Source organism: Streptomyces sp. NPDC057654 (assembly GCF_042800135.1).
Lineage (GTDB): Bacteria > Actinomycetota > Actinomycetes > Streptomycetales > Streptomycetaceae > Streptomyces.
On the sequence record NZ_JBHVHQ010001452.1, the window covers coordinates 1 to 1,165 of the forward strand.

At 72.3% G+C, this 1,165-nt stretch carries 1 protein-coding gene; it reads left to right on the forward strand.

What is annotated here, in order from left to right:
• The first annotated feature begins 87 nt into the window (after window positions 1-87).
• A complete protein-coding gene (locus ACFU99_RS44305) occupies window positions 88-1,134 on the forward strand; it encodes a MupA/Atu3671 family FMN-dependent luciferase-like monooxygenase (protein WP_384404549.1) in 1,047 nt (348 codons plus the stop codon).
• Window positions 1,135-1,165 lie beyond the last annotated feature (31 nt).

Sequence of the window (1,165 nt, forward strand, 5' to 3'; positions counted from 1 at the left end):
GAGCGGCGCCGTCCGGCAGGACCGGGCGGCGCATTCGAAGGAATTCACTGTGCCCTGACGGGGGCACGCGAAAGCGGGGACCGTACGGTGGATCTCAGCCTGTTCTATTTCGCCAACGACAGCACCGAGCCCGGCGACAAGGGGCGCTACGAACTTCTCCTCGAAGGCGCCAAGTTCGCCGACGAGCACGGCTTCTCGGCGGTCTGGACCCCGGAGCGGCACTTCCATCCCTTCGGCGGGATGTACCCCAACCCCTCCGTGCTGGGCGCGGCCGTCGCCTCGGTGACCGAGCGCGTCGCCATCCGGGCGGGCAGCGTGGTGGCGCCGCTGCACCACCCCGCCCGGATCGCCGAGGAGTGGTCCGTCGTCGACAACCTCTCCGGCGGCCGGGTCGGCGTGGCCTTCGCCTCCGGCTGGAACTCCGTGGACTTCGCGCTGCGCCCGGACGTCTACGACGAGCGCAAGCGGATCGTCTCCGACCGGGTGGGGGAGGTGCGCACGCTCTGGCAGGGCGGCAGCGTGCCGGGCACCGACGGGCTCGGCCGGCCCGTGGACGTACGGGCCTTCCCGCCGCCCGTGCAGCGGGAGCTGCCGGTCTGGCTGACCAGCGGCGGCAGCGTCGAGACGTTCCAGGAGGCCGGGCGGCTCAAGGCGGGAGTCCTCACCCATCTGCTGGTGCAGGACCTGGAGATCCTCGCGGAGAAGATCCGCGAGTACCGCCGCGTCGCCGCCGCCGAGCACGACGGCTGGCCGGGCCATGTGGCGCTGATGGTGCACACCCTCGTCGGCGAGGACGTCGACGCCGTCAAGGAGCAGGCCCGGCAGCCCCTGACCGAGTACCTCAAGAGCTCGCTGCACCTGAGCGCCCGCTCCGTCGTGGGCGATTCGGTGGACCTGAGCACGCTGCCGCCGGAGGACGTGGACTTCCTCGCGGCGCAGTCCTTCGAGCGGTACTTCCACCAGGGCGGGCTGTTCGGCTCCGTCGAGCACGCCGCCGAGGTCGCCGCGCGCATCGGGGAGATCGGCGTGGACGAGATCGCCTGCCTCATCGACTTCGGCGTGCAGACGAAGGACGTCCTCGCGAGCCTGGAGCACCTCGGGCGGCTGCGGGAGCTGGTGGCGTCCCAGGGCTGACGGCGGCCCCCGGCGCGGAACGGCGTCCGGC